This is a genomic window from Streptomyces sp. NPDC000983 (assembly GCF_040299205.1).
In the GTDB taxonomy this organism is placed as follows: domain Bacteria; phylum Actinomycetota; class Actinomycetes; order Streptomycetales; family Streptomycetaceae; genus Streptomyces.
The window spans coordinates 230,585-250,955 of record NZ_JBEPBM010000010.1 but is presented as its reverse complement, the minus strand read 5'-3'; the positions used below and the strand labels follow the sequence as shown (position 1 = coordinate 250,955).

Genomic DNA, 20,371 nt, shown 5'->3' with positions numbered 1-20,371 from the left:
CACGCCGGGGGCGTTGCAAATAACCGTGCCCCATCCATTAAACCACCACCGCCGGATGGGATACGTTCCCCGCCAGGACGCCCCGCACGGCGGGGTCCTGGCTCACGCGAAGGGGGAGGGCGCCATGCCGACCATGGCCGACGTGGCCCGCGCCGCGGGCGTCTCCGTGGCCACCGTCTCGCACGTCCTCAACGACACCCGTCCGGTGCTCCCGCACACCCGCCGGGCCGTCCTGGACGCCGTCGAGCGGCTCGGCTACACCCCGAACTCCCTCGCCCGCTCCCTGGTCACCGCCCGTACCCGCTCCATCGGCCTCGCGGTGTCGGCGATCAGCAACCCCTACTTCACCGAGATCCTCCAGGGCGTCGAGGCGGCCGCCCTGGAGCACGGCTACGGCCTGCTCATCGCCGATCCGCACGACGACCCCGGGCACGAGCGGAAGGTCGTCCAGCTGCTGCACGAGCGACGGGTCGACGGCATGGTCGTCGCGCCCTCCCCCGACCCGCGGGAGCTGCTGTCCTACCTGCGCCGCCACGACGTACCGGCCGTGTTCCTGGACCGGCTGGTCGACGAGGGCGCCAGGCCGCACTTCGACCAGGTGTGCACGGCCGGCACCGAGCCGACGGCCCGGCTCGTCACCCACCTCGCCGAACTGGGCCACCGCAGGATCGGGCTGGTCGCGGGGCGCCGGGGGCTGAGCACCACCGGTGAGCGGATCGCCAGCTACCGGCAGGGGCTCGCGTCCGCCGGTCTCGCCCACGACGAGCAGCTGATCGCGCACGGCGACTCCGAGTCGGCCGGCGCGGAGCGCGCCACCGCGGCCCTGCTCTCCCTCGCCGCCCCGCCCACGGCCCTGGTGACCGCCAACAACGCGATGACCATCGGCACCCTGCGCTCGCTGCGGGCGCACGGCCTGTCGGTGCCCGGCGACATCGCCCTGTGCTGTTTCGACGACTTCGCCTGGGCCGACCTGTTCGAGCCCCGGCTGACCGCGGTGGCCCAGCCCAGCCGGGAGCTGGGCGCCCGGGCCGTCCAGGTGCTGCTGGAGCGGCTGGCCGAGCCGGACCGGCCCGCCCGGACCGTACGGCTCGACTGCGCGCTCGTCCACCGCACCTCGTGCGGCTGTCCCGACCCCCTTCCGCCCGCGAGCAAAGGAACCGACTCGTGATCGTCGTCGCCGGTGAGGCCCTGATCGACCTCGTGCCCGAGGGCACGGGCGCCCTCACGACCCTGCGGCCGGCGCTCGGCGGCGGCCCCTTCAACACCGCGGTGGCCCTGGGCCGCCTCGGCTCCCCCACGGCCTTCTGCTCCCGCACCTCCTACGACGCCTTCGGCGAGGCGCTGCTGGAGGGGTTGCGGCGGGCCGGGGTGAACGTGTCGGGGGTGCAGCGCGGGCCCGAGCCGACGACCCTCGCGGTCGCCACGCTCGACGGGGGCGGTTCGGCGGCGTACTCCTTCTACGTCGAGGGCAGCGCCGACCGGCTGTTCACCGCCCCCGCCAGGCTGCCGGACGGTACGCGCGCGGTGTCCTTCGGTACCTGTTCGCTGGTGCTGGAGCCGGGCGCGAGCGCGTACGAGGAGCTGATGCGGGACACGTCCGCGCGGGGCGTGTTCACGGCCCTCGACCCCAACATCCGCCCGGGGCTGATCCCCGACCCGGACGCCTACCGGGCCCGGTTCCTCGGCTGGCTGCCCTCGGTCTGTCTGCTGAAGCTGTCCGCGGAGGACGCCGACTGGCTCGGTGGCAGCCCGCGCGAGTGGCTGGAGCGGGGCCCGGCCGCCGTGGTGGTCACCCGGGGCGGCGACGGGCTGACCGTCTTCACCCGCGACGGGGCCGAGCACTCCGTGCCGGGCGAGAAGGTGGAGGTGGTGGACACCATCGGGGCCGGCGACACCGTGAACGCGGCCCTGCTGCACGGGCTGTCGGTCCGGGACGCCCTGTCCGCGGAGGCGGTGGCCCGCCTCGGTGCCGACGACTGGACGGGCCTGCTGCGGTTCGCGGCGCGCGCGGCGGCGGTCACCTGTTCGCGGGCGGGCGCGGAACCGCCGTACGCCGCCGAACTGGCCGGGGCGCCGTTCAGCCGCTGACCGCGCGCAGGGCACCGGGGGTGCGGCCGCCGAGGCGGTCCAGCGCGGCGGCGGTGGCCTCGTCCGCGGGCAGGTGGACGACCATGCGCAGACCGTCGTCGGGGAGCGTGAGCGTCTCGTACGCCAGCCGCAGGGTGCCGGCCTCGGGGTGCACGACCGTCTCGACGCCGGCGCGCCGCGGCGGTGCGGGCACGGCGGTGAAACGGTCGGCGAAGGGCGCCCCCGCGGTGACCGTGAGTTCGTCGACGAGGGCGCCGACGTAGGGGTCCTGGACGGAGGTCTCGTGCCGGAGGTGGGCGACCTGCTCGTCCGCGAGCCGGTTCCAGCCGGGGTGGGCGGTGCGGGCGCGCTCGTCGGTGAAGAGGTACCGGAGCAGGTTGGGCTGCTCGGCGTCGAGCAGGCCGAGCGGCCGCACGAGCCGTTCGTAGCCCCGGGTGTGGGCGAGGAGGTCGCCGATCCAGTTGAGCAGGACGGCGGGAGTGGGTTCCAGCCGGTCGAGCAGGGCCCGCTGGCCCGGCCTCACGGTCCGGGTGGGCGGTACGGCGTGGGAGCAGAGCCCCTGGCCGCCGCCGGCCTCCTTGGCGAGGCGGCGCAGCAGGACGCGTTCCGGCACGGTGAGGCGGAGGGCGTCACCGAGGGCGCCGAGGACCTGCGGCGAGGGGTTGCGGTCGCGGCCCTGTTCGAGGCGGGTGACGTACTCGACGCTGACGCCGGCGAGGGTGGCCAGTTCGGCGCGGCGCAGGCCCGGGGTGCGGCGGCGCGTTCCGGTGGGCAGTCCGACCTCGGCGGGTTCGACGGCCTCGCGGCAGCCGCGCAGGAAGGCTCCCAGCTCGTTGTCGCTCACCTGTGCAACGTACCGCGCGGGCGGCCCCGGATCGTGGCCCTGTCCCTACCACCCTCGGCACGGTCTCCCTCCCGTCCGGCGGCGGTCCCAGGGTGGAGGCATGACTCAGGACAACGCCGTGAACACCGCTGTGACCCTGCCGCTGGCCCCCGGGCAGTGGACCTTCGACCCGCTGCACTCGGCCGTCAACTTCACCATCCGCCACCTCGGGATCGCCAAGGTCCGGGGCCGTTTCCGCGAGGTGAGCGCCGAGCTGTACGTCGGTGCGACGGCCGGGGGGACGCGGGTGAGCGCCGAGATCGCGCTCGCCTCGCTGGACACCGGCAACGCCGACCGTGACGCCCACACCCTCTCGGCCGATCTGCTGGACGTGGAGAAGCGGCCGACGATGAGGTTCCGCTCGACCCGGGTGTCCGGGGCGGGTCAGGACTGGTCGATGGAGGGAGAGCTGACCATCGGCGAGGTGACCCGCCCGGTGACGCTGGCCGTGGAGTTCGGCGGGCTGGGCGACTTCGACGGCAGCCGGCACGCCGGGTTCGAGGCGACGGGCGAGATCCGGCGCAGCGACTTCGGGCTGGACTTCGGGGGCGGGCTGCTCGGTGACGCGGTGAAGATCCAGCTGGACATGGAGTTCGTCGAGCCGGTGGGGGTGTGAGGCCGGGACCCGGGCGGGTGAGGCCGCACCCGGGCGCGCGAGGCCGAAAGCGGCGCGCCCCCGCGGGAGTTCTCCGCGGGGGCGCGCCGCTTTCGGTCGGCGGACGAGGGCTCAGGTGGTCTTGCGGGCCCGGGTCGTCTTCTTCGCCGGTGCCGCCTTCTTGGCGGTCCCGGCGGCCTTCTTGGCGGCCGTGGTGCCGGCGGTCCGCGCGGTGGCCGTCCTTGCGGTGGCGGTCTTCTTCGCCGCCGTCCTCGCGGCGACCGTCTTCTTCGCGGCCGCCTTGCGTGGGGCCTTCACCGAGCTGGCGTCGCTGACGCGGTCTGCGCCGAGGATCTCCCGCAGGAACTTGCCGGTGTGGCTGGCGGGGACCGCGGCGATCTCCTCGGGGGTGCCCTCGGCGACCACCAGACCGCCGCCGGCACCGCCCTCGGGGCCCATGTCGACGACCCAGTCGGCCGTCTTGACCACGTCGAGGTTGTGCTCGATGACGATGACCGTGTTGCCCTTGTCGACCAGCCCGGCCAGGACCTTCAGCAGCTTGCTGATGTCCTCGAAGTGCAGACCGGTGGTCGGCTCGTCGAGGACGTAGACCGTGCGGCCGGTGGAGCGCTTCTGCAGTTCGCTGGCGAGCTTGACCCGCTGGGCCTCGCCGCCGGACAGGGTGGTGGCGGACTGACCGAGCCGGACGTAGCCGAGGCCGACGTCCTTGAGCGTGTTCAGATGCCGGGCGATCGAGGGGACGGCCTCGAAGAACTCCGTGGCCTCCTCGATCGGCATGTTGAGGACCTCGGCGATGGACTTGCCCTTGTAGTGGACCTCCAGGGTCTCCCGGTTGTAGCGGGCACCGTGGCAGACCTCGCACGGGACGTAGACGTCCGGGAGGAAGTTCATCTCGATCTTGATCGTGCCGTCGCCCGCGCAGTTCTCGCAGCGGCCGCCCTTGACGTTGAAGGAGAACCGGCCGGGCAGATAGCCGCGGACCTTCGCCTCGGTGGTCTCCGCGAACAGCTTGCGGATGTGGTCGAAGACCCCGGTGTACGTGGCCGGGTTGGAGCGCGGGGTGCGGCCGATGGGCGACTGGTCGACGTGGACGACCTTGTCGACGAGGTCGTCGCCGTCCACGCGCGTGTGCCGTCCGGGGACGCTCCGGGCGCCGTTCAGCTCGCGGGCCAGGTGCGTGTACAGGATGTCGTTGACCAGCGTCGACTTGCCGGATCCGGAGACCCCGGTGACGGCGGTGAACACGCCGAGCGGGAACGAGACGTCGATGTCCTGGAGGTTGTTCTCCCGGGCGCCGTGCACCGTGAGCCGCCGGGTCGGATCCTGCGGGCGGCGGATGTCGGGCAGCGGGATGGCCTTCTTGCCCGAGAGGTACTGGCCGGTCTGCGACTCGGCGTTGGCGAGCAGCTCCTTCAGGGAGCCGCTGTGCACGACCTTGCCGCCGTGCTCGCCCGCACCGGGGCCGATGTCGACGATCCAGTCGGCGACCTTGATGGTGTCCTCGTCGTGTTCGACGACGATGAGCGTGTTGCCCATGTCGCGCAGCCGGACGAGGGTCTCGATCAGCCGGTGGTTGTCGCGCTGGTGCAGACCGATGGACGGCTCGTCCAGGACGTACAGGACGCCGACGAGGCCGGAGCCGATCTGGGTGGCCAGCCGGATGCGCTGGGCCTCACCGCCGGAGAGGGTGCCGGCCGCGCGGTTCAGCGAGAGGTAGTCCAGGCCGACGTCGACCAGGAACCGCAGCCGTTCGTTGACCTCCTTCAGCACCCGCTCGGCGATCTTCTTGTCGCGGGCGTTGAGCTTCAGCTTGCCGAGGAACTCCGCGCAGTCGCTGATCGACATCGCCGAGACCTCGGCGATCGACTTCTCCATGACCGTGACCGCGAGGACGATCGGCTTCAGCCGGGTGCCCTCACAGGTGGGGCAGGGCACCTCGCGCATATAGCCCTCGAAGCGCTCCCGGCTGGCGTCGGACTCGGCCTCGCCGTGCCGCCGCTTGACGAAGGGGACGGCCCCCTCGAAGGGCGTGGTGTAGACCCGCTCGCGGCCGTACCGGTTGCGGTAGCGGACCTCGATCTGCGTCTTGTGCCCGTACAGCAGGGCCTTCCTGGCGCGCTGCGGCAGCCCCGCGAAGGGGATGTCGGTCCGGAAGCCGAGCGCGTCCGCGAGGGCGTTGACGAGGCGGCCGAAGTAGTCCTTGGTGTGGCCGTGCGACCAGGGGTGGATGGCGCCCTCGTCGAGGCTCTTGTCCTCGTCCGGGACGATCAGCTCGGCGTCGACCTCCATGCGCGTTCCGATGCCGGTGCACTCGGGGCAGGCGCCGAAGGGCGAGTTGAAGGAGAAGGAGCGCGGCTCCAGCTCCTCGAAGGAGAGGTCGTCGTACGGGCAGTACAGGTGCTCCGAGTACATGCGCTCGCGCTCGGGGTCGTCCTCGGGGAGGTCGACGAAGTCCAGCACGACCATGCCGCCGGACAGGCCCAGGGCGGTCTCGACGGAGTCGGTGAGCCGGCGCTTGGCGGTGTCCTTCACGGTGAGGCGGTCCACGACCACCTCGATGGTGTGCTTCTCCTGCTTCTTCAGCGTGGGCGGGCTGGAGAGCTGGACGGTCTCGCCGTCCACCCGCGCGCGGGAGTAGCCCTTGGTCTGGAGGTCGGCGAAGAGGTCGACGAACTCGCCCTTGCGCTCGCGGACCAGCGGGGACAGCACCTGGAAGCGGCTGCCCTCGGGGAGCTCCAGCACCTTGTCGACGATGGCCTGCGGCGACTGGCGGGAGATCGGCCGGCCGCACTCGGGGCAGTGGGGCTTGCCGATGCGCGCGAAGAGCAGGCGCAGGTAGTCGTAGACCTCGGTGATGGTGCCGACCGTGGAGCGCGGGTTGCGCGAGGTCGACTTCTGGTCGATGGAGACCGCGGGCGAGAGACCTTCGATGAAGTCGACGTCCGGCTTGTCCATCTGGCCGAGGAACTGGCGGGCGTAGGACGACAGCGACTCCACGTAGCGCCGCTGGCCCTCCGCGAAGATGGTGTCGAAGGCCAGCGAGGACTTGCCCGACCCCGACAGGCCCGTGAAGACGATGAGCGAGTCGCGCGGCAGGTCGAGCGAGACATTCTTGAGGTTGTGCTCGCGCGCGCCACGGACGATGAGACGGTCGGCCACGCCGGTCCGCACCTTTCTTGAGAGAAGTGACAGGGGCGAGGCCCCCGTCGATCCCAGACTAGGGGGAGCCACTGACAACGCCGGTCGGATTCCCGGATGCGTCAACAATCCCCAGCTCTCCAGCATGCCCGACGTCACGACCGACCATATAGCACGCGCATTCGATTTACGGCGCAGTTTCACCACCTTCACCCGAAGGTGTGGCCGCACTAAGGTCAGCAGCATGATTGATCACGCTCATGACCTGGCGTCTGTACGTGACGCGACCGAACGGCTGCTCACCGCTGCCGCCAAACTGGACAACGCCTCCGTGGCCGAGCCGTCACGGCTGCCGGGCTGGACCCGCGGTCATGTCCTCGCCCACCTCGCCCGCAACGCCGACGCCCTGGTGAACGTCTTCGAGGGGCGCCCCATGTACGCCTCCGCCGGATCCCGCGAGGCCGACATCGAGCGGGACGCGTCGCGCCCCCTCGACGCCCAGGTCACGGACGTACGGGAGAGCGCCGCCGCCCTCGACCGGGTCACCGCGGCGACCGAGGACTGGTCACGGACCGTGGAGCTGCGCAACGGCGTCACCGACTCGGCGTCCCGGGTGCCGTTCCGGCGCTGGGTCGAGATGGAGCTGCACCACGTCGACCTCGACATCGGCTACGAGCTGGAGGATCTGCCGGAGGAGTTCACCCGGCGCGAGTGCGACTTCCTCGCCGAGCGGTTCCTCGGCCACCCCGACGTCCCCGCACTGGTGATCGAGCCGGCGGGCGGCGAGGTCCTGCGCTCCGGCCGCGCCGAGGGCGAGCCGATCGTCGTCGGCGGCTCCCCGGCGGACGTGCTCGGCTGGCTCTGCGGCCGCCGCGACGGCTCGGCGCTCACGACGGCCGGCGGACCGCTGCCGGCGCTCCCGCCGCTATAGGCTGCCGACATGACGTACAGCGGAGAGGTGACGGTCGGGGGCCCGGCGGACGTGCACGAGCTCAAGGACCTGATGATCACCAAGATCGCGGTCGGTCCGATGGACAACAACTGCTATCTGCTGCGCTGCCGGGCGACGGACGAGCAGCTGCTCATCGACGCGGCGAACGACGCGGAGTCCCTGGTGGGGATGATCGGTGACGACGGCATCGCGTCCGTCGTCACGACCCACCGGCACGGCGACCACTGGCAGGCGCTGGCGCGGGTCGTGGAGGCCACCGGCGCCCGCACCTACGCGGGGCGCGAGGACGCCGAGGGCATCCCGGTCCCCACCGATGTCCCGCTCGACGACGGGGACGTCGTCCGCGTGGGGCAGGTCGAGCTGACCGCGCGCCATCTGGTCGGGCACACCCCCGGCTCGATCGCCCTGGTCTACGACGACCCGCACGGGCATCCCCATGTGTTCACGGGCGACTGTCTGTTCCCGGGAGGTGTGGGCAACACACGTAAGGACCCGCAGGCCTTCGCAAGTCTGATCGACGACGTCGAGACGAAGCTCTTCGCCGTGCTCCCGGACGAGACCTGGGTCTACCCGGGCCACGGCAAGGACACGACCCTCGGCGCGGAGCGGCCCCATCTGCCGGAGTGGCGCGCTCGGGGCTGGTGAGCCACGGCCGGTGAATCACGGCCAGTCAGTCACGGCCGGTGAGCCGCGGCTGGTGAGCCGCGGCCGGTGAGTCACGGCCGGTGAGTCACGGCCGGTGAGTCACGGCCGGTGAGTCACGGAGGGCACGCCGGGCGCATGCGCGCCGGGCGTGCCCTCCTCCGTGCCCGCGCACTCCCCCGCCCGCCGGGAGCGCGAGCCGGCCGCGCACCCCGTGTGAACGCTTCGCACACACCCGCGCCCCGCGCGCGCTCCCGGCGGGCGGCGCCGTACGGTCAACTGGTGGCGATCCGCGGCAGGATGACGGCTCCTGCCGGGTATGGGCCGCCGGTCTCTCACCCCCCGCCCCCGACCGGCGGCCCAGGGCGGTCGCCCGGGGGCCTACGCCTCGGCCCGGGCCGGCCCCGCCAGCGCCGCGACGCGCTCCACACCGAAGACGTACCCCTGCACCCCGCAGCCTGCGATGACCCCGTCGGCGCGCAGCGAGACGTAGGAGTGGTGCCGGAACGACTCCCGCTGATGGATGTTGGAGATGTGGACCTCCAACACAGGCATGCCGTCGCAGGTGTTGAGCGCATCCAGGATCGCCACCGAGGTGTGCGAGTAGGCGCCCGGGTTGATCACGATCCCGCAGTGGTTCAGCCGCGCCTCGTGGATCCAGTCGACGAGTTCACCCTCGTGGTTGGACTGGCGGAAGTCCACCGTCCCGCCGTGCGTGGCCGCCGCCTCGGCGCACAGTGCCTCTACGTCGGCGAGGGTGTCGGAGCCGTAGATCTCGGGCTGGCGCTGACCGAGCAGGTTCAGGTTGGGGCCGTTGAGAATCATGATCGGGGCGTTGGCCAGGGTGCGGGGCACGGTTCCTCCGGTCCGTTCGACATGGCACGGCCTCCGAAGGACCGCTGCTCACCCGGTTTATCACGGTGCGCGGGCGGCGCGGCGGCCCGTACCCTGCCCGCCATGACGAAGCTCTCGTATCCCTCCAAGCCCTCCCCCGGCGATCGGGTGGCCGTCATCTCACCCGCCAGCGGCCTGCCCGGCCTCTTCCCGCTCCCCTACGAACTCGGCCTGGAGCGGCTGCGCGAGGTGTACGGGCTGGAACCCGTGGAGTACCCGGCGACCCGGAAGACGGACTCCACACCCCGGGAGCGGGCCGACGACATCCATGCCGCGTTCGCCGACCCCGGGATCAGGGCGGTGTTCGCGTCCATCGGCGGCGACGACCAGATCACCGTGCTCCCGCTGCTGGACCGGGAGTTGATCCGCGCCCACCCCAAACCGTTCTTCGGCGTGAGCGACAACACCAACCTGCTCGCCTTCCTGTACAACACCGGGATCGTCGGCTACCACGGTGGGAGCGTGATGGTGGAGCTGGGGCGTCCCGGCGCCATGCACCCGGCGACCGCCGACTCGCTGCGCGCGGCCCTGTTCACCTCCGGACCCCATGAACTGAGGCCCGCCGAGCGCTGGAACGACATCGACCGCGACTGGGCGGACCCCGCCACCTTCGAGACCGAACCGCAGACGCGGCCCGGCACGGGCTGGACCTGGGTGAACGCCGACCGCGTGGTGGAGGGCCCGAGCTGGGGCGGCAACCTGGAGATCCTCGGCTGGCTGCTGATGGCCGACCGCGAGATCCCGCGCGACCTCGACGGCGGTGTCCTCTTCCTGGAGACCTCGGAGGAACTGCCGAGTGCGACCGAGGTGTTCCGCGTCCTGCGCAACATGGGCGAGCGCGGACTGCTGCGGCGGTTTCCCGCATTGCTGATGGGCCGCGCGAAGACCTGGTCCTTCGAGCACCCCAACAGCCCCGCCGAGGCGTCCCGTTACGCCGAGGAGCAGCGTGAGGCCGTCCTGCGCGTGATGCGGGTGTACGCCCCCGACACAATGATCGTCTTCGATGTGGATCTGGGGCACACCGACCCCCAGCAGGTCATCCCCTACGGCGGTACCGTCCGGGTCGACGGCCCGGCCCGGCGCGTGACGGTCACGTACTGAGCCACCGCCCGCGCGCCCGCACGCCCCCGTAACCCGCGGTCACTGTGGGTAGTTGACGCGGCATGCATGATGTACGCACCGTGAAGGCGCCCGCCCCCTCGATGGTCCGGCTCGCCGCCGCCTCGCTCGCCGGGACGGCCATCGAGTTCTACGACTTCTTCGTCTACGGGACGGCCGCGGCGCTGGTCCTGGGGCCCCTGTTCTTCCCGACGTTCTCGCCGCTGGCGGGGACCCTGGCGGCGTTCGGGACGTTCGCGGTCGGGTTCGTGGCGCGGCCGCTCGGCTCGGTGGTGTTCGGGCACATCGGGGACCGGCACGGGCGGCGCCCGGTCCTCGTCGTCTCCCTGCTGCTGACCGGCGCCGCCACGGTCGCGGTCGGCTGTGTGCCGACGTACGACACGATCGGGGTGGCCGCCCCGGTGCTCCTGCTCGTCCTGCGGTTCCTCCAGGGTCTCGGGCTGGGCGGGGAGTGGGGCGGGGCGGTGCTGCTGACCGCCGAGCACGCGCCCGCCGGGCGGCGCGGGCTGTGGTCGAGCTTTCCGCAGGTGGGGCCTGCGGTCGGCTTTCTGCTGGCGAACGGGGTGACGCTGGCGCTGGCGGCCTCGCTGTCCGAGGCGCAGTTCGCGCAGTGGGGCTGGCGGGTGCCGTTCTGGGCCGCGGGGGTGCTGGCGGTGGCGGGGCTGTGGCTGAGGTCGTCGCTCCCGGAGAGTCCGCGGTTCCTGGAGCTGCGGGACCACGCGCGCGTGCCGCTCGTCGAGGTCGTGCGCGACCACTGGCGCCTGGTCCTGCTGACCGCCGGCGCGCTGGCCGTCGGGTACGCGATCTTCTACGCGGTGACGACCTGGTCCCTCGCCTACGGCACCGAACGGCTCGGGGTGAGCCGGGTCGACATGCTGGTCTGCATCATGGGCGCGGTGCTGGTGAAGGGAGCGCTCACCCCGCCGGCGGCGATGCTCGGCGACCGCTACGGGCGCCGCCCGCTGTGCCTGGCCGGGTGCGCGGCGGCCGCGGTGTGGATGTTCCCGATGGTCGCGCTGCTCGCCACGGGTGAGCCGCTGCCGATGTTCCTCGGCTTCCTGGGTGCGCTGCTGGCGTTCGTCACCATGTTCGCCGTCATCGCCGCCTATCTGCCGGAGCTGTACGAGCCGCGGGTGCGCTGCACGGGCGCGGCGGTCGGCTACAACCTCGGCGGGGTGCTGGGCGGTGCGCTCACCCCGGTCGCCGCGACGGCGCTGGCCGAGCAGGGCGGCCGGGTGCCGTGGGGGGTGGGGGCGTATCTGACCGGGATCGCGCTGCTGAGCCTGGGCTGCTTCGCGCTGCTGCCGGAGACGCGCCCGGTGCGGGCGGTGGTGGCGGCACCGGTCATGGATTGACGGCGAGCTCCAGGTAGGCGGCGAAGAGGACCAGGTGCACACCGCCCTGGAGCGGGGTGGCCCGGCCCGGGACCACGGTCAGGGAGGCCACCACCACGGTCAGCGCGAGCAGCACCATATGGGTGGCGCCGAGGCCGAGGACGAGTGGTCCGGAGAGCCAGATCGTGGCCAGGGCCACCGCGGGGATGGTCAGGCCGATGCTGGCCATGGCCGAGCCGAGCGCCAGGTTCAGGCTGGTCTGGACGCGGTCGCGGCGGGCGGAGCGAACGGCGGCGATCGTCTCCGGCAGCAGCACCAGCAGGGCGATGATCACACCGACGACGGCGTGCGCGAGGCCGGCGGACTCCACGCCTGCCTCGATGGTCGGTGACACCGCCTTGGCGAGGCCGACGACCCCGATCAGAGCCAGTCCCAGCAGGCCGAGACTGATCATCGCGGTGCGCGCGGTGGGCGCGTCCGCGTGGTGGTCGGCGGTGATCACGTCGCCCTGCCGGGTGATCGGCAGGAAGTAGTCGCGGTGCCGCACGGTCTGGGTGGCGACGAACAGGCCGTAGAGGATGAGGGAGGACAGGGCCGCGAAGGTGAGCTGGACGGTGGAGAACTCGGGGCCGGGCTTGCTCGTGGTGAAGGTGGGCAGGACCAGGCTGAGCGTGGCGAGGGTGGCGACCGTGGCGAGGGCGGCGCCGGTGCCCTCGGGGTTGAAGACGGCGGTGCCGTGCCGCAGGGAGGCCACCAGCAGACAGAGTCCGACGATGCCGTTGCAGGTGATCATCACGGCCGCGAAGACGGTGTCCCGGGCCAGGGTGGCGCTCTTGTCGCCGCCGTCGATCATCAGGGTGACGATCAGGGCCACCTCGATGACCGTGACCGCCACGGCGAGGACCAGGGAGCCGAAGGGTTCCCCCACCCGGTGGGCGACGACCTCGGCGTGGTGCACCGCGGCCAGGACGGCTCCGGCGAGCACCAGCGTCACCAGGGCGACGGCCGCGCCGGGGAGGTTCCGGCTCCAGGTGAGGACGAGCAGGACGACCGCCAGCACCGGCACGACGGCCGTCCACTGGAGGGCGAGCGACCTGAGCCGAGCGATCATGCTGCGATCGTCGCAAAGCGGAACGGGCCTCGCATGTCGGCTGTGCGAGGCCCGTTCGAGGCCGCCGGCCCCTACAGGTCGCTGGAGTCCAGCAGATCGCAGTTGGTGAAGCGCGGCGCACGGGTGCACAGGGCACCCATCTGTTCGGCCATCTTGGTGGTGTCGGGGTGCTCGCTGTTGCGCATCGCCTCGTCGTAGGACTCGAACTCGATCAGCGAGAGGTACCGCCCCGGAGTGTCCCGGTCCTTCAGCAGGATGCGGTGGGTGGGGCCGCCCTGGCGGTCGCCCATGCGCTGCCTGGCCTCTTCCAGCAGCTGTTCCATCTCGTCGAGTCGCTCGGTCTCGAAGTCGATGATCTGCACGAACTTCACGGACACCTCCGCCGGCCGTGGCGCCCCCGGGGCGGGGAACGCGCTCAGAACAAAGCAAGCACCGGGAGCGGCGCTCGGCAATCGCCGCGCGTCACTCCCGGTGATGGTTGTTGCTACGTCCGCAGTGGTCAGGCCTCGATGGAGTCCTTCGGAGCGCCTTCGCCCTCCTTGTGCGCCGCCTCGGCAGCCTCCTGCTTCTTCGAAGCGCGCAGGCTGGTGATCGTGGTGACGATCAGGACGGAGCAGATGACGCCGAGCGAGACCGGAATGCTGATCTCCGGGACGTGCACCCCGGACTCGTGCAGGGCGTGCAGCACCAGCTTGACGCCGATGAAGCCGAGGATGATCGACAGGCCGTAGCTCAGGTGGACCAGCTTCCTCAGCAGTCCGCCGATGAGGAAGTACAGCTGCCGCAGACCCATCAGCGCGAAGGCGTTGGCGGTGAAGACGATGTACGGGTCCTGCGTCAGACCGAAGATCGCGGGGATGGAGTCCAGGGCGAACAGGACGTCCGTCGTACCGATCGCGAGCATCACGACCAGCATCGGGGTCATGATCCGCTTGCCGTTCTCCTCGATCCAGAGCTTGGTGCCGTGGTAGCGGTCGGCGACACCGAAGCGGCGCTCGGCGGCCTTGAGGAGTTTGTTCTCCTCGAACTCCTCGTCCTCCTCGTCGGCCCGGGCCTCCTGGATGAGCTTCCAGGCGGTCCAGATCAGGAAGGCGCCGAAGATGTAGAACACCCAGGCGAAGCTGGCGAGGATCGCGGCACCGGCGGCGATGAAGACCGCTCGGAGCACCAGGGCGATCAGCACGCCGACGAGCAGCACGCGCTGCTGGTACTGCGAGGGGACGGCGAACTTCGCCATGATCAGGACGAAGACGAAGAGGTTGTCGACGCTCAGCGACTTCTCGGTGATGAAGCCGGCGAAGAACTCACCGGCGGGCTGGCCTCCGCCGAAGATCAGCAGGCCGAGGCCGAAGAGGCCGGCCAGGGCGATCCAGACGACGGTCCAGATCCCGGCTTCCTTGATGGACACGTCGTGCGGCTTGCGGCCGATGAAGAAGTCGACCGCGATGAGGGCCGCCAGGCCCACGATTGTCAGGACCCAAAGGGTCACGGAAACATCCACTGCGCCTCCGGCAGTACGTAACGGCAAATGTCAGCGTCGTCGCTGCCGGAGGTCTCTTCCACCCGGGTTCGGGCCGACGCCCCGGGATCTGGCCTGATCCGTATTGACGGGTACGCCGCAGTAGACAGGGAGTACTCCCCTCCGCACGAACGAGAGTACCCAATCACCAAGGAAAGGTAAAGAGCGGAGTAAAAGAAAGGCCAAAAGCCCAGCTCAGGGGCGCTTTACGGATGCTTTGTAAAGACGGGATCAGGTCATCGGTTCCAGGAGCGGCGGGCTTCGGCGACCTGGTTGAGCACCTGCCGGAGCACCTCGCTGCCGGGCGGTACGAGCGGGGGCTCGTACGTCCAGGCGTGGCCCACCCACGGGTCGGCGAGATGGTCCTCGGCCACCGGGGTCAGTCGCAGCAGCGAACGCCACAGCGGGTCCAGCAACGGGCCGTAGGCGGAGGCCTCCTCCCGGTCGGCGACCATCATCAGATGGACGCCGACGGCGGGCCCCTCGTCGGCGAGATAGCGCAGCTGGTTCACCGCCCGGTCGTCGAAACCGTGCGGGAAGTCGTTGACGATCAGCAGCTGCTGGGAGGTGTCGAAGCCCGGCGGCAGCGACTCTGACGCGCCGCCGCGCACCGCCATCTGCACCAGGTCGACGCGCTGGGTGAGCCGGCCGAGGACCTCGGTCACCCCGGCCGCGCCCACGGCGGGCGGCCCGGCGAGGACACCGGTCTGCACCAGCGGGGCGAGCGCCTGGGCGCCGGAACCGGCCGGGTCGATGACCTGGACGGTGAAGTCTCCCGCCGGATAGACGGCGAGCAGCCTGGCCGCGTGCGCCACCGCGGTCTCCAGGGCGAGCCGGCGCAGATCGTGGGAGTCGTGGAACCCGCCGTCCAGCGAACCGGACTGTCCGCTGTCGATCCACAGCCCGCGCTCCAGCGGCAGCCGGACCAGCATCGGGATGCGCAGCGGTTCGCTCTCCGGCAGGTGCAGGTCGCCCAGGCGCAGTGCCATGGGCATCTCCATGGGCACGCGGTAGGCGTGCCAGACGGGGTTGTCCCAGCGGGCGTACGCGGGCGGCAGCGCGGGCTCGACGACGTCGGACTCCGCGGTCAGCTGGGCGAGGTCCCGGTCGAGGGTGGCCCTGGCCTGGTCGACCAGTTGGGCGTGCTTGGCCTGGGCCGCCTCGCGCGCGGCGTCGCCCTGGCCGCCGATCCGGCTGCGCGGGTCGGACAGGACGTGGTCCAGCTCCTTCTCCATGCGCGAGTCGGCGAAGTCGACGGCACTGCGGTAGGCCGCCGCCGACCTGGCCAGGTCCTCGAACATGCCCCAGACCTGGTTGTAGAGCCGCTCGTCCATGGACCAGCCGGTGGCGTCGCCCGCGACGGGCTGCCCGGGCCGGCCCGGCTGGGCGGGGGGCGCGGGCGGGGCGGGCGGCGGCGGAGCGGTGTTCCGCCGGCCCGGGTGGCTGTAGTTGACGGGCCCGCCGGCGGTGGCCGGGGCGGGGGTGTTCTGCGGCGGCTGGTCGCCGCCGTAGGGCGAGGCCGCGGGCGACTGCGGTACGGGCCCGGGGGCGCCCTGGGTGCCGTAGGGCGAGGTGGGTGTCTGCCCGCCCTGGTCGGGGCCGACCGCCGGTGCGGTCTGCTGCCGTGCGCGGTCGGTGTCCGCCGTGACGGGCGGGGGTGCCGGGATGGAGCGGGCCATGCCCTGGGCCACCGCGTCGTTGATGCGGTGCGCCAACTGGCCGGCCTCGGGCAGGTTCTGGTCGGCGAGGAGTGCGGCGAGGCCCCCCTCGTAGCCCTGGCCGACGGCGCGCACCTTCCAGGCGCCCTGGCGTCGGTAGAGCTCCATGGCGACCACGGCCGACTCGGCGTCCAGGCCGGTGATGGTGTAGCTGGCCACTTCGGCGCCGTCGAGGCCGGTGACCGCGACGAAGGGGGCGGCGACCGCGCCGAAGCGGACCGGGCCCCCCACGCCGCTGGGCAGGGCGAGCAGCACGGTGACCCGGTGCACGGCTTCCGGCACGGCGTCCAGGTCCACCGCGAGGCGGTGGTCCGCGGCCGCCTGCCGGGAGACTTCGAGGCCCGGCAGGGTGGGCGCGCCCGGGTGGGCCACCCAATCCGTGCCCTGGACCCGGCCGTCCTCGTCGCCGAGCGTGGCGCCGGCCACGATCGGCGCGCCGGCCGAGACCCGGATCTCGAGGCGGGCCTGGGAGAGCGGGTGGTTCTGTCCCCGCACCAGCTCGGCCGTCATCGCCTTCGTCCCCCTGTGTCGCTGTGTCTCGTGTCGTGGAAGTGCTGCTCGCCCGGTGGACTACAGGTGCGGCAGGATCGCCGGCATCAGGTCCTGGAAGGTACGGCCGTTGGCCGGCGTACCGAGGGCCGTCATCGTCCAGCCCGGGCCGGTGCGGTGCACCTTGGCCATGATCTGGGCGGTGTAGGCGCCGCCGCCCGCGAGCGTGTAGCGGGCGAGCTCCTGGCCGTTGGTCTCGTCGACCAGTCGGCAGAAGGCGTTCTGCACTTCCTGGAAGGTCTGCCCCGTGAAGGAGTTCACGGTGAAGATGATCTGGTCGATGTGGACCGGGACGCGGGCCAGGTCGACGAGGATCGCCTCGTCGTCGCCACCCTGGCCGACGCCGCCGACCAGGTTGTCACCGGTGTGCCTCACCGAGCCGTCGTCACTCACCAGGTGGCGGAAGAAGACCACGTCGACCGGCTGCTTGTCGGCGAACAGGACGGCGGAGGCGTCCAGGTCGACCTCCCGGGTGCGCGAGCCGAACAGGCCGCGCCGGGGGGCCGCCTGCCAGCCGAGACCCATGCGCACCGCGGTCAGGCTGCCGCCGTCGTTCTTCTGCAGACTGATGGCCTGACCCTTGGTCATGTTGACGGTCACGCGCTGATTCCCCTCTCGAACTGTCCCCTGTTGCCGCGGAGTCCGCGGATGACCTGAACCCTACGCAGAGGCACTGACAGTGCCGTACCCAGGGCCGCACTTTGTGTCGGTCTTGCAACACAGCGCTCCCCGGGCGCTCCCTGGGCCCCGTCAGGCCAGGCCCGCCTCTCTCATCTGACGCAGTTCCTTCTTCATCTCGGAGACCTCGTCGCGCAGCCGGGCCGCGATCTCGAACTGGAGGTCGGCCGCGGCAGCGCGCATCCGGGCGGTCATCTCCTCGATCTGCTCGGCGAGGTCGGCCGCGGGACGGTCGGTGGGGACCGTCTCCTTCGTCCTGCCCTTCGCCGCCCCCTTGGCCGCCTTCCCGCCGAGGGAGGGCACGGGTGCCTTCGCCCCCTTGCCGTCCTTGGTCTTGCGGTAGCCGGAGCCGAGCAGCTGTTCGGTGTCGACGTCCTCGCGGGCGATCTGCGCGACGATGTCGTTGATCTTCTTGCGCAGGGGCTGCGGATCGATGCCGTTGGCCTTGTTGTACGCGATCTGCTTCTCGCGGCGGCGGTTGGTCTCGTCGATGGCCTTCTCCATCGCCGGGGTGATCTTGTCCGCGTACATGTGCACCTGGCCGGAGACGTTGCGCGCCGCGCGGCCGATGGTCTGGATGAGGGAGGTGCCCGAGCGCAGGAAGCCCTCCTTGTCCGCGTCGAGGATGGCCACCAGGGAGACCTCGGGCAGGTCGAGTCCCTCGCGCAGGAGGTTGATGCCGACCAGGACGTCGTACTCGCCAGCGCGCAGTTCGCGCAGGAGTTCCACGCGGCGCAGGGTGTCGACGTCGCTGTGCAGGTAGCGGACCTGGATGCCGAGTTCCAGGAAGTAGTCGGTGAGGTCCTCGGCCATCTTCTTGGTGAGGGTGGTGACCAGGACCCGCTCGTCCTTCTCGGTGCGGCTGCGGATCTCGTGCACCAGGTCGTCGATCTGGCCCTCGGTCGGCTTGACCACGACCTCCGGGTCGATCAGGCCGGTGGGGCGGATGATCTGCTCGACGGCGCCGTCGGAGCGGGAGAGTTCGTACTGGCCGGGGGTGGCCGAGAGGTAGACGGTCTGGCCGATCCGCTCCTGGAACTCCTCCCACTTCAGCGGGCGGTTGTCGAGCGCGGAGGGCAGCCGGAAGCCGTGGTCCACCAGGGTCCGCTTGCGGGAGGCGTCGCCCTCGTACATGGCGCCGATCTGCGGCACGGTCACGTGCGACTCGTCGATGACGAGCAGGAAGTCGTCCGGGAAGTAGTCGAGCAGGGTGTTGGGCGGGGAGCCGGGCTCGCGGCCGTCGAAGTGCATGGAGTAGTTCTCGACGCCGGAGCAGCTGCCGATCTGGCGGAGCATCTCGATGTCGTAGGTGGTGCGCATGCGCAGCCGCTGGGCCTCCAGGAGCTTGCCCTGCTTCTCCAGCTCGGCCAGCCGCCCGCCCAGTTCCTTCTCGATGTCGTTGACCGCGCGCTCCAGGCGTTCGGGGCCCGCGACGTAGTGGGTGGCCGGGAAGACGTACAGCTGTTCGTCGTCGCTGATGATCTCGCCGGTGAGGGGGTGCAGTGTGGACAGCGCCTCGATCTCGTCGCCGAACAGCTCGATGCGGACGGCCAGCTCCTCGTAGACCGGGAAGATCTCGACGGTGTCGCCGCGCACCCGGAAGGTGCCGCGGGTGAAGGCGGCGTCGTTGCGCGTGTACTGGATGTCCACGAAGCGGCGCAGCAGCTGGTCGCGGTCGATCTCCTCGCCGACCTTGAGGGAGACCATCCGGTCCACGTACTCCTGCGGGGTGCCGAGGCCGTAGATGCAGGAGACGGAGGCGACCACGACGACGTCACGCCGGGTGAGCAGCGAGTTGGTGGCGGAGTGGCGCAGCCGCTCGACCTCCTCGTTGATCGAGGAGTCCTTCTCGATGTAGGTGTCCGACTGCGGGACGTACGCCTCGGGCTGGTAGTAGTCGTAGTACGAGACGAAGTACTCGACGGCGTTGTTCGGCAGGAGTTCGCGGAACTCGTTCGCCAGCTGGGCGGCCAGGGTCTTGTTCGGTGCCATGACCAGGGTGGGGCGCTGAAGCTGCTCGATCATCCACGCGGTGGTGGCGGACTTGCCGGTGCCGGTCGCGCCGAGCAGGACGACGTCCTTCTCGCCGGCCGTGATGCGCCGGGCGAGGTCGGCGATGGCCTGCGGCTGGTCGCCGCTGGGCTGGAAGGGGCTGACGACCTCGAAGGGCGCCACCGTGCGTTCGATGCTGGAAACGGGCCGCATGGATCCACCGTACGGCCCCCCACTGACAACGCGGTCCGGTCAGCGGTTCTGCGGGGTGCGGGAGCGGTGTTCGACGGTGCTGCGGCGGGGGCGGGGCTGGAGCCGGCGGGCGGTGTGGGCGGTGGCGGTGTGGGCCGGGATGCCGGGCCTGTCGTCGACGGTGGTCAGATCGGGCCTGCCCATCACCATCAGCGGGTCGAACATCACGACGATCCCGGCGAGCAGCAGGAAGGCGAGCGGGCCGATCATCATGGGCGCGAGCAGGGCCGCGGGCGCGTCACCGACGGTGGCGCCCCGGGTGTGGTGCAGATGGACGCTGAGGGCGGCCATGCCGGTGTAGTGCATGCCGCTGACGGCGAGCCCCATGACCAGGCTCGCTCCGACGCTCCACAGGAAGCCGCGGACCTGTCCGGCGGCCCACAGGGCGGCGGTGGCGGCGCCCATCGCTATGACGACGGAGGCGGCGACGGTGAGCGTGTTGTACTCCAGCTTCCCGTCGAGCTGGAGGCCGGCCATACCGAGGTAGTGCATGGACGCGATGCCGAGGCCGGTGATCGTGCCGCCGGTGAACAGGGCGGCGCCGCGCGCACCCCGGTAGCCGACGATGAAGATCCCTACGCCGACCATGACGATGGCGACGGCGAGGCTCGCGAACGTCATCGGCTTGTCGTAGTGGATCTCGCTCTCCGCGACCGTGAACCCCATCATCGCGACGAAGTGCATGGTCCAGATGCCGGAGCCGATGGCGGCCGAGCCGAGGGCCAGCCAGCCGCACCGCCAGGAGCGGGTGACGAGCATGGCTCTGGTGGTGCAGCGCAGGCCGAGGGCACCGCCGAGGCAGGCCATGACGTAGGCCACAAGCGGTGTGACGAGTCCGTAGCTGAATCCGTCGACCGTGCCCTGCATGCGCGGCTGTCCTTCCGCC

General features: G+C 71.3%; 17 protein-coding genes. 7 read left to right on the top strand and 10 right to left on the bottom strand.

Annotated elements, in window-relative coordinates:
* Nucleotides 1-124 precede the first annotated feature (124 nt).
* Entirely contained in the window at nucleotides 125-1,168 is a 1,044-nt protein-coding gene (locus tag ABT296_RS14730) for a LacI family DNA-binding transcriptional regulator (protein WP_351927042.1), read from the top strand.
* Nucleotides 1,165-2,088 (top strand): carbohydrate kinase family protein, encoded by a 924-nt coding sequence (locus tag ABT296_RS14725; RefSeq protein WP_351927026.1) that lies wholly within the window; start codon nucleotides 1,165-1,167, stop codon nucleotides 2,086-2,088. The genes ABT296_RS14730 and ABT296_RS14725 overlap by 4 nt, the downstream gene beginning before the upstream one ends.
* Here the strand turns inward: ABT296_RS14725 and ABT296_RS14720 are convergent.
* A complete protein-coding gene (locus ABT296_RS14720) occupies nucleotides 2,078-2,932 on the bottom strand; it encodes a helix-turn-helix domain-containing protein (RefSeq protein WP_351927024.1) in 855 nt (284 codons plus the stop codon). The genes ABT296_RS14725 and ABT296_RS14720 overlap by 11 nt on opposite strands.
* A 100-nt stretch (nucleotides 2,933-3,032) precedes the next feature.
* Here ABT296_RS14720 and ABT296_RS14715 point away from each other — a divergent pair, with 100 nt between their 5' ends.
* The gene (locus ABT296_RS14715; RefSeq protein ID WP_351927022.1) at nucleotides 3,033-3,587 is read left to right on the top strand and encodes a YceI family protein; all 555 of its coding nucleotides are present in this window, start codon (nucleotides 3,033-3,035) and stop codon (nucleotides 3,585-3,587) included.
* A 111-nt stretch (nucleotides 3,588-3,698) separates the two neighbouring features.
* Here ABT296_RS14715 and uvrA read toward each other — a convergent pair whose 3' ends face one another.
* Entirely contained in the window at nucleotides 3,699-6,746 is a 3,048-nt protein-coding gene (gene uvrA, locus ABT296_RS14710) for an excinuclease ABC subunit UvrA (RefSeq protein WP_351927019.1), read from the bottom strand.
* Between the two features lie 223 nt (nucleotides 6,747-6,969).
* On the opposite strand from uvrA, the gene ABT296_RS14705 reads away from it, so the two are divergent.
* Together ABT296_RS14705 and ABT296_RS14700 are read left to right on the top strand one after the other, a co-directional pair.
* The gene (locus tag ABT296_RS14705; RefSeq protein WP_351927017.1) at nucleotides 6,970-7,656 is read left to right on the top strand and encodes a maleylpyruvate isomerase family mycothiol-dependent enzyme; all 687 of its coding nucleotides are present in this window, start codon (nucleotides 6,970-6,972) and stop codon (nucleotides 7,654-7,656) included.
* Between the two features lie 9 nt (nucleotides 7,657-7,665).
* On the top strand, nucleotides 7,666-8,322 hold the full coding sequence (locus ABT296_RS14700; RefSeq protein ID WP_351927015.1) for an MBL fold metallo-hydrolase: 657 nt from the start codon (nucleotides 7,666-7,668) through the stop codon (nucleotides 8,320-8,322).
* Between the two features lie 378 nt (nucleotides 8,323-8,700).
* Here ABT296_RS14700 and aroQ read toward each other — a convergent pair whose 3' ends face one another.
* Nucleotides 8,701-9,174 carry a type II 3-dehydroquinate dehydratase gene (aroQ, locus tag ABT296_RS14695; protein ID WP_351927013.1) on the bottom strand — a complete coding sequence of 158 codons (474 nt, stop codon included), beginning with the start codon at nucleotides 9,172-9,174 and terminating at the stop codon, nucleotides 8,701-8,703.
* A gap of 102 nt (nucleotides 9,175-9,276) precedes the next feature.
* Here aroQ and ABT296_RS14690 point away from each other — a divergent pair, with 102 nt between their 5' ends.
* Together ABT296_RS14690 and ABT296_RS14685 are read left to right on the top strand one after the other, a co-directional pair.
* Nucleotides 9,277-10,314, top strand: a complete 1,038-nt coding sequence (locus ABT296_RS14690; protein ID WP_351927011.1) for a S66 family peptidase — start codon at nucleotides 9,277-9,279, stop codon at nucleotides 10,312-10,314.
* Nucleotides 10,315-10,415: 101 nt separating this feature from the next.
* Nucleotides 10,416-11,687, top strand: a complete 1,272-nt coding sequence (locus ABT296_RS14685; RefSeq protein WP_351927041.1) for an MFS transporter — start codon at nucleotides 10,416-10,418, stop codon at nucleotides 11,685-11,687.
* Here ABT296_RS14685 and ABT296_RS14680 read toward each other — a convergent pair.
* The 7 genes from ABT296_RS14680 to ABT296_RS14650 form a co-directional block, all read right to left on the bottom strand.
* A complete protein-coding gene (locus ABT296_RS14680; protein WP_351927009.1) occupies nucleotides 11,677-12,777 on the bottom strand; it encodes a calcium:cation antiporter in 1,101 nt (366 codons plus the stop codon). The two genes, ABT296_RS14685 and ABT296_RS14680, sit on opposite strands and share 11 nt — an antisense overlap.
* Nucleotides 12,778-12,848: 71 nt before the next feature.
* Nucleotides 12,849-13,148 (bottom strand): hypothetical protein, encoded by a 300-nt coding sequence (locus ABT296_RS14675; protein WP_351927007.1) that lies wholly within the window; start codon nucleotides 13,146-13,148, stop codon nucleotides 12,849-12,851.
* Nucleotides 13,149-13,276: 128 nt separating this feature from the next.
* The gene (locus tag ABT296_RS14670) at nucleotides 13,277-14,278 is read right to left on the bottom strand and encodes a TerC family protein (RefSeq protein ID WP_351927005.1); all 1,002 of its coding nucleotides are present in this window, start codon (nucleotides 14,276-14,278) and stop codon (nucleotides 13,277-13,279) included.
* A gap of 254 nt (nucleotides 14,279-14,532) precedes the next feature.
* Nucleotides 14,533-16,524, bottom strand: coding sequence for a TerD family protein (locus ABT296_RS14665; RefSeq protein WP_351927003.1), 1,992 nt, complete (start codon nucleotides 16,522-16,524; stop codon nucleotides 14,533-14,535).
* Nucleotides 16,525-16,584: 60 nt separating this feature from the next.
* Nucleotides 16,585-17,163 (bottom strand): TerD family protein, encoded by a 579-nt coding sequence (locus ABT296_RS14660; protein ID WP_351927001.1) that lies wholly within the window; start codon nucleotides 17,161-17,163, stop codon nucleotides 16,585-16,587.
* 150 nt (nucleotides 17,164-17,313) lie between these two features.
* Nucleotides 17,314-19,446: an excinuclease ABC subunit UvrB gene (gene uvrB, locus ABT296_RS14655; RefSeq protein ID WP_351926999.1), complete on the bottom strand. Its 2,133-nt coding sequence runs from the start codon at nucleotides 19,444-19,446 to the stop codon at nucleotides 17,314-17,316.
* 39 nt (nucleotides 19,447-19,485) lie between these two features.
* Complete coding sequence (locus tag ABT296_RS14650) at nucleotides 19,486-20,352, bottom strand: MHYT domain-containing protein (RefSeq protein WP_351926997.1); 867 nt, start codon at nucleotides 20,350-20,352, stop codon at nucleotides 19,486-19,488.
* Nucleotides 20,353-20,371: the final 19 nt, after the last annotated feature.

Bases quoted from the DNA above. Each gene is read 5' to 3' on its own strand.
- ABT296_RS14665 (WP_351927003.1), bottom strand. From the start codon at position 16,524: ATGACGGCCGAGCTGGTGCGGGGACAGAACCACCCGCTCTCCCAGGCC.
- ABT296_RS14715 (WP_351927022.1), top strand. From the start codon at position 3,033: ATGACTCAGGACAACGCCGTGAACACCGCTGTGACCCTGCCGCTGGCC.
- ABT296_RS14650 (WP_351926997.1), bottom strand. From the start codon at position 20,352: ATGCAGGGCACGGTCGACGGATTCAGCTACGGACTCGTCACACCGCTT.
- ABT296_RS14690 (WP_351927011.1), top strand. From the start codon at position 9,277: ATGACGAAGCTCTCGTATCCCTCCAAGCCCTCCCCCGGCGATCGGGTG.
- ABT296_RS14730 (WP_351927042.1), top strand. From the start codon at position 125: ATGCCGACCATGGCCGACGTGGCCCGCGCCGCGGGCGTCTCCGTGGCC.
- ABT296_RS14680 (WP_351927009.1), bottom strand. From the start codon at position 12,777: ATGATCGCTCGGCTCAGGTCGCTCGCCCTCCAGTGGACGGCCGTCGTG.
- ABT296_RS14705 (WP_351927017.1), top strand. From the start codon at position 6,970: ATGATTGATCACGCTCATGACCTGGCGTCTGTACGTGACGCGACCGAA.
- ABT296_RS14700 (WP_351927015.1), top strand. From the start codon at position 7,666: ATGACGTACAGCGGAGAGGTGACGGTCGGGGGCCCGGCGGACGTGCAC.
- uvrB (WP_351926999.1), bottom strand. From the start codon at position 19,446: ATGCGGCCCGTTTCCAGCATCGAACGCACGGTGGCGCCCTTCGAGGTC.
- ABT296_RS14685 (WP_351927041.1), top strand. From the start codon at position 10,416: ATGGTCCGGCTCGCCGCCGCCTCGCTCGCCGGGACGGCCATCGAGTTC.